Here is a 7,014-nt window from a genome sequence, read left to right as displayed (position 1 = left end):
TCTTCCTCGTACGCCCTCCGCCACTCGGCCATCGCCGCGGCGAGGGCCGAGTGGCGGAGGGCGTACGAGGAAGACGTGCTGCGGGACACCGAACCTCCTGTGGGACGCGGCGCCCCTACCGTTTCACCGATCTCCGCGCCGCGCCACCGTCCGCTCCGGCCGACCCCGGACGCACCACGGGCCCCTCCTGGAAGTGCCTCCGGAGGAACGGCGGAACGCCGTACGCGCTCCGATAGGAAAGGTCGAGAATCACAAGGAATCGCCCGGGAGCGCTCCACCAGAATCCGAATCGGTGGTCGCCGAAGGTGAACGGGCGGTTTCGGCTTGACAGCGGAGGGTGGTTTGTCGGCACCTGACAACACCAACACGACACCAATCCAGGGGAAATCGTTGCGATTATGCTCATACCTGGTGAATTCTTAGGGACTTCGACCAGCCATCTCTCGCGAACAGCGGCGCGGGTTCCGGCCTGGGGGGACACCTATGACCTGGGACATCCGCATGCGCAACAACATGTTCCGGCGCCTGCCCGTCGAGCAGGCGACCGGACGGCTCTACGGCGGGCGGCACCGGCTCCGTGTGGTCTACCGGACCCGTGATCTGATCGTGCTCGGCCTCGGAGTCATGATCGGCTCCGGCATTTTCAAGGTCTCCGGTCAGCAGGCCACGACGACGGCCGGCCCGGCGGTGATCATTTCTTTGCTGATCGCCGGCGGCGTCTGCCTTCTCGCCGCGCTCGCCTACGCCGAGCTGTCCTCCATCATCCCGGTGGCGGGCAGCGCGTACTCCTTCAGCTACGTCGCCTTCGGGGAGGTATGGGCCTGGATCGTGGGGTGGGCCCTCATCCTGGAGCTGCTGCTGGCCGCGTCGGTGGTCGCGCGGGCCTGGTCGCTGTACGCGACGCAGTCGCTGGCCGACTTCGACGTCACGGTCCCGTCGTGGCTCGCCGGCATCATCGGCCAGGAGAAGGGCTTCGACATCTTCGCCCTGGGCATCCTGCTGCTGCTGATAGCGATGCTCGCGACCGGCAGCCGGATGAGCCTGCGCACCCTGTGGTTCATGGTGATGGCCAAGCTGATCGTGGTCGCGCTCGTCATCGTGACCGGGCTGAAGTTCTTCCACCCGGGCAACCTCACCCCGTTCGTGCCGCCGCCGCAGCCCGCGCCCACGGGCGACAAGACCGTCCTGGACGCGCTGTTCGGCTTCGTCGGCGACAGCAAGCCCGAGGTGTTCGGCGTCTGGGGGATCTTCGCCGCGGCGCCCGCGATCGCGTTCGCCTACATCGGCTTCGACCTCATCACCTCCGCCTCCGAGGAGACCGACGACGCCCCCCGCAAGGTCCCGCGCGGCATGCTCATCAGCCTGATCACCGCCATCGTGCTGTACACCGGCGTCGCGGTGGCCATGGTCGGCATGGTCTCGATCAACGACGTCGACAAGGACACGCCGATGCTGGCCGCGGCGTTCGCCGGCGTCGGCGCGTCCTCGATGGGCAAGTTCATCGACGTGGGCGCGGTGATCGCGCTGACCACCGTCATCCTGGTGGTGCTCATCTGCCTGACCCGCGTCGTGTTCTCGATGTCCCGGGACGGGCTGCTGCCGCGGCCCATCGCGAACATGAGCCGGTACAAGGTCCCGTCCCGCGCCACGCTCGTCTCGGGCGGCGCGGCGGTGGTGATGTCGCAGACCATCGACGTGCTCACGCTGGAGCAGATGGTCGTGATCGGGACGCTGTTCGCGTTCCTGTTCGTCGCCGCCGCGGTGCTCGCGCTGCGCCGCGACCAGCCCGACCTGCACCGGCCGTTCCGCGTCCCGGCGGCGCCGCTGACCGCCGTGCTGACGATCATCACGACCGGCTGGCTGATGCTGAACCTCAAGGTCCAGACGTGGGGGTACTTCACGATCTGGATGGCGGCGGGCATCGTGCTCTATCTGGTGTACGGGCGCCGCAAGAGCCAGATGAAGCTGCTGCTGGACGCGCCGCCCCCCGCGCGACCGGTCGCCGCGCCGATGGCCGCCGCGCCGCCGCCGGGATCCGGGGCCTTCCCCGCCCCGCCCGGCATCCAGCCGCCCGGCGTGGTCCCGCCGGGCATCGCGCCGCCCGGAGTCGTCCCCCCCGGGGTCGTGCCGATGCCCGCGCCCGCCCCGTACGTCCCGGAAGGGCGCGAGGCCCGCCAGACCGGCGGCTACCTGGGGCTCGGCCAGCACTACGGGACGGCCGCGCAGCCGGGCGACCCGCGCCAGAGCCCGCAGCCGCAGGGCGGCGCGTACCCGGCGGGCCGCTACTCGACCGGCCAGCATCCGGCGGGCGGCCGGCACTCCACGGGCGGCCCGTACCCGGCGGGCCAGCACGGAAGCGGCCAGCACGGGAGCGGGCAGTACGGCAGCGGGCAGTACGGGAGCGGGCAGTACGGCAGCGGAGAGTACGGGAGCGGCTCGCAGCCGTCCGGGCGGCATCCATCCGGCCAGTATTCGCGGGACGAGTACTCGCGGGACCAGTACACGCACGAGCAGTACTCGGGAGAGCGGTACGGATCCGACCAGGCGGCCGATCCGTACGCGATCGATCCCGGGGTGGCGGACCCGTACACGGCCGACCCGAAGCAGAGCGGGCCGTGGGACGACGAGGAGCACCGGGAACCGCCCTACCCCGGCGGACGGCACCGCCGCTGACCGTCCGGGCTCGCTAGCGCCGCCTTCCCTGCGGGGGGCGGCGCTTTCGCGTCCGCCTCGCCCGAAATGCTCTGGACATCGGGCGGAGTCCGGGTTATGTTCTTCTCATATCGAGATGAACTCAATCTGAGACTTACTCAGAGCGAGGACGACCCGCAGGGAGAGCGCGCATGACCCCGGACCCGAGCCGCGACGAGAGCGAGTTCCTGGCGAGCTACGACCCGCGCGCCTACGACCCGGTCGCCGTGACGGTGGACGTGGTCGCCCTCACCATCCGCGACGGGGCGCTGCACGTGCTGCTCGTCCGGCGCGGCGCGGCGCCGTACGCGGGCCTGTGGGCGCTGCCGGGCGGGTTCGTCCAGGCGGGCGGGCCCCTCCAGGGGACGGACGCCGAGGACCTGCCCGAGGCGGCGGTGCGGGAGCTGGCCGAGGAGACCGGGCTCAGCGCCAAGGGCGGCGCGCTCGGCCGCGTCCACCTGGAGCAGCTCGGCACCTACGGCTCGCCCGGACGCGACCCGCGCATGCGCGTCATCTCCGTCGCCTACCTGGCGTTCGCGCCCGAACTGCCCGACCCGGAGGCCGGCGGCGACGCCGCCGACGCGGCCTGGGTGCCCGTGGACGCCCTCGGCCTGACCGAGGCCGGGGAGCAGCGTCCGGGCACCACACGGCGCCTGGCCTTCGACCACGCCCGGATCCTGTCGGACGGCCTGGAGCGCGCCCGCGGCAAGCTGGAGTACACCCCGCTCGCCTCGGCCTTCTGCGGCGCCGAGTTCACGATCCCCGAGCTGCGGGCCGTGTACGAGGCGGTGTGGGGCGAGGAGCTGCACGCCGGAAACTTCCACCGGAAGGTCCTGTCGGTGCCCGGCTTCGTGGAGAGCACCGGCGAGACGTCCGACCGGGGCGGCCGCCGGGGCGGGCCCCGCCCCCGCCTCTACCGCGCGGGCGACGCCCGCCTCCTGCACCCGGCGCTGCTCAGGCCCGGCCGCGAGGAAGAGATCAGGTGACGCGCCATGGACATCGATGAACTGGACGACGCGCTGGCCCGGCTCGACCGGGTGCGCGTACCCGCCGACCTGTTCGGCGACGACACGGCGGAGGCCGCGCGGCGCTACCGGCGGCTGGCCCGGCTCGTCCACCCGGACGCGACGGGCGGGCGCACCCGCGAGGCGTTCATCAGGCTGAACGCGCTCTGGCGCGCCTACGGCCGAGCGGACGCGGCGGTCATCACGACCCGCCACCGCTCCTACGTCCTCGGCGGCGACCCGATCAGCGGCGATCTCGCCGAGCTGTACCCGGCGGAGGCCGAGGGGGTGCCAGGCCGGCTGCTGCTCAAGATGCCGCGCGACCCCCGCGACAACGACCTGATCGAACGCGAGGCGGACGCCCTCCGCGCGCTCGCGAACGACGGCGACCGGCGGCTGGCGCCGTACGTGCCGCGCCTCGTCGAGTCGTTCCGGCACCGGGACGAGGCGACGGGCGCGCAACGGCAGGTCAACGCGACCGCCGCGCTGGAGGGGTTCCGCAGCCTGGCCGAGGTCGGGCGCGCCTTCCCCGGCGGCGTCGACCCGCGCGACGCGGCGTGGATGTGGCGGCGGCTGCTGGCCGGGCTCGGGTTCGCGCACCGCGCGGGCGTCCTGCACGGCGCCGTCCTCCCCCACCACGTCATGATCCACCCGGACGAGCACGGCCTGGTCCTGGTCGACTGGTGCTACGCGGTCGTCGCCGCCCCGCACGGCCACCCCGCGGACCCGTCCGGCGGACCGGCTGATCCGCCCGGCGCACCGGCGGGCCCGTCCGGGCGGATCCCGGCCATGGTCGACCGGTACGCCGGCTGGTACCCGCCGGAGGTCCCGGCGCGACGGGCCGCCGGACCGGCGACCGACATCGCCATGGCCACCCGGTGCATGACCGAACTGATGGGCGACAAGGCGCCCAAGGCGATGCGCTCGTTCGCCCGCGGCTGCATGCTGCCGGCGCGCGCCCGCCGCCCGTCCGACGCCTGGCGGCTGCTGGCCGAGCTCGACGAGCTGCTCGAACGCCTCTACGGCCTGCGGCGCTTCCGCCCCTTCCACCTGCCGACCCCCACCTGAAGGAGATGACCATGGGAAGCGGACACTGGTCCACCGACGTCTACACCGCGCGCGCGAGCTACCGCGCGTCCACCGGCGCCAGCGCCTTCGCCTACAGCGACGGCGGCGCCACCACCGTCCACCCCGACCTCGACCCGCGCGGCGTGACCGCGCGGGAGAGCCGGGACTCCGCCGACCACCCCGAGTCGCTCGCGGTCGCCGTGCTGTTCGACGTGACCGGCTCGATGCTTGGCGTGCCCCGGACCCTGCAGACCAAGCTCCCCGACCTGCTCGGGCTGCTGCTGCGCAAGGGCTACGCCGAGCACCCGCACATCATGTTCGGCGCGGTCGGCGACGCCACCTGCGACCGGGCGCCGCTGCAGGTCGGCCAGTTCGAGGCCGACAACCGGATGGACGACGACCTCGGCAAGATCCTGCTGGAGGGCGGGGGCGGCGGCCAGATGACGGAGTCGTACGAGCTGGCGATGTACTTCATGGCGCGGCACACCGCGCTCGACTGCCACGAGAAGCGGGGCCGGCGCGGCCACCTGTTCATGATCGGGGACGAGCTGGCCTACCCGAGGATCAAGCGGCGCGAGGTCGAGAAGGTCATCGGGGACCGGCTGCCGGAGGACATCCCGATCGCCGACATGATCGCCGAGCTGCGGCGCAAGTACGAGGTGTACTTCATCATCCCCGAGGGCGCCTCCCACTCCGGCGACCGCAGGCTGCGGGACTTCTGGCAGGGGCTCCTCGGCCAGCACGTCCTCTACCTGGACGACCTGGACGCGGTCTGCGAGACGATCGCGCTGACCATCGGGCTCGCCGAGGACGCCATCGACCTCGACGAGGGCCTGGACCACCTGGCGGAGGCGGGCTCGGCGGCGGGCGCGTCGGTCTCGCGGGCGCTGGCCCGGCTGGACGCGTCCCGCGCGCCCGCCGCCGTGTCCGCGGCGCCGCCCGGCCTGGACTCCTCCGGCCCGTCCGCGACCACCCGCCTCTGAGGACGCGACCGCGATGGGGCACGTGATCGTCGTCGACCTCGGGTTCGGGGACGCGGGCAAGGGCACGGTCGTCGACCGGCTGTGCGAGGAGCCGTCCGCCACCGCGGTCGTCCGGTTCAACGGGGGCGCGCAGGCGGCGCACCGCGTCGTCGCGCGTGACGGGCGGGCCCACACGTTCGCCCAGTTCGGCTCGGGGACGTTCACGCCGGGCGTGCGGACCCACCTGTCGCGGTTCATGCTCGTCGACCCGCTCGCGCTGGCGGGCGAGGCCGACCACCTGCGGGCCCTCGGCGTGCGCGACGCGATCGACCGGCTGACGGTCGACCGCGGCGCGCTGCTGACGACGCCGTACCACCGGGCCGCGAACCGCGCGCGCGAGTCGGCGCGCGGCGCGGCCCGGCACGGGTCGTGCGGCATGGGCGTCGGCGAGACGGCGTCCTACGCCCTCGCGCACGACGACGCGCCCCGCGCGGGCGACTGCCTGTCGCCCGCGCGGCTGCGGCGGCGGCTCACCGCGCTGCGCGACTGGTACCACGACACGTTCCCGCCGCGAGGCGCGTTCCCGTCCGGCGGCGGGGTGCCGGACGTCGACGCCTGCGTGGACGCGTTCACCGCGTTCGGCGAACATGTCCGCGTCGTCGGCGGCGAGCACCTCCGCGGCCTCCTCCGGGAAGGGGACGTGGTCTTCGAGGGCGCGCAAGGGGTCCTGCTGGACGAGTGGCACGGCTTCCACCCGTACACGACCTGGTCCACGACCACGTTCGCCAACGCCGAGACCCTCCTGGCCGAAGCGGACGAGACCGCCACCCGCCTCGGTGTACTGCGCACGTACGCGACACGCCACGGCCCCGGCCCGTTCGTCACCGAGGACGCGGACCTGACCGCCGCCCTCCCCGACACGAGCAACGGGACGGGCCCCTGGCAAGGCGCGTTCCGCGTCGGCCACCTCGACGCCGTGGCGCTCCGCTACGCGCTGGACGTGACCGGCGGCGTCGACGGCCTGGCGGTCACGCACCTGGACGTCGCGGGGGCGCGTCCAGACCTGCGCGTCTGCCGGGCCTATGACGTGAACGGCCGGCGGGTCGACCGCCTGGAGGCCGGCCCGCCCGGCGACCTGGCCCGCCAGGAGGCCCTGACCAGCCGCCTCTTCGCCGCCCGTCCCGTCTACGTCCCGCTGGGCGACGCCGAGGAGACGATCGAGGACGCGCTGCGGACCCGGATCGTCCTGCACTCCCACGGCCCCACGTCCGCCCACAAACACCTCACCC

5 protein-coding genes are annotated in these 7,014 nt (G+C 73.3%); all 5 read left to right on the top strand.

Going from position 1 to position 7,014, the window contains the following annotated elements; translation table 11 throughout:
- The first annotated feature begins 483 nt into the window (after positions 1-483).
- A complete protein-coding gene (locus tag E1298_RS41960) occupies positions 484-2,673 on the top strand; it encodes an amino acid permease (protein WP_243726167.1) in 2,190 nt (729 codons plus the stop codon).
- A 170-nt stretch (positions 2,674-2,843) separates the two neighbouring features.
- Complete coding sequence (locus E1298_RS41955; protein ID WP_131902956.1) at positions 2,844-3,677, top strand: NUDIX hydrolase; 834 nt, start codon at positions 2,844-2,846, stop codon at positions 3,675-3,677.
- 6 nt (positions 3,678-3,683) lie between these two features.
- Positions 3,684-4,763: an RIO2 family protein gene (locus tag E1298_RS41950; protein WP_131902955.1), complete on the top strand. Its 1,080-nt coding sequence runs from the start codon at positions 3,684-3,686 to the stop codon at positions 4,761-4,763.
- A gap of 11 nt (positions 4,764-4,774) precedes the next feature.
- Positions 4,775-5,746 (top strand): hypothetical protein, encoded by a 972-nt coding sequence (locus tag E1298_RS41945; protein WP_131902954.1) that lies wholly within the window; start codon positions 4,775-4,777, stop codon positions 5,744-5,746.
- A 13-nt stretch (positions 5,747-5,759) separates the two neighbouring features.
- Positions 5,760-7,014: adenylosuccinate synthetase (locus E1298_RS41940; RefSeq protein WP_131902953.1), on the top strand; the 1,255-nt coding region annotated here is incomplete at its 3' end.

Origin of the sequence: Actinomadura rubrisoli (genome assembly GCF_004349215.1) — a bacterium.
Classification (GTDB): domain Bacteria; phylum Actinomycetota; class Actinomycetes; order Streptosporangiales; family Streptosporangiaceae; genus Spirillospora; species Spirillospora rubrisoli.
Note: the sequence above shows the minus strand (reverse complement) of the source record. Positions and strands in the feature narration are given on the sequence as shown.

Coding starts and splice junctions, on each gene's coding strand:
- E1298_RS41960 (WP_243726167.1), top strand. CDS start 484: ATGACCTGGGACATCCGCATGCGCAACAACATGTTCCGGCGCCTGCCC.
- E1298_RS41955 (WP_131902956.1), top strand. CDS start 2,844: ATGACCCCGGACCCGAGCCGCGACGAGAGCGAGTTCCTGGCGAGCTAC.
- E1298_RS41950 (WP_131902955.1), top strand. CDS start 3,684: ATGGACATCGATGAACTGGACGACGCGCTGGCCCGGCTCGACCGGGTG.
- E1298_RS41945 (WP_131902954.1), top strand. CDS start 4,775: ATGGGAAGCGGACACTGGTCCACCGACGTCTACACCGCGCGCGCGAGC.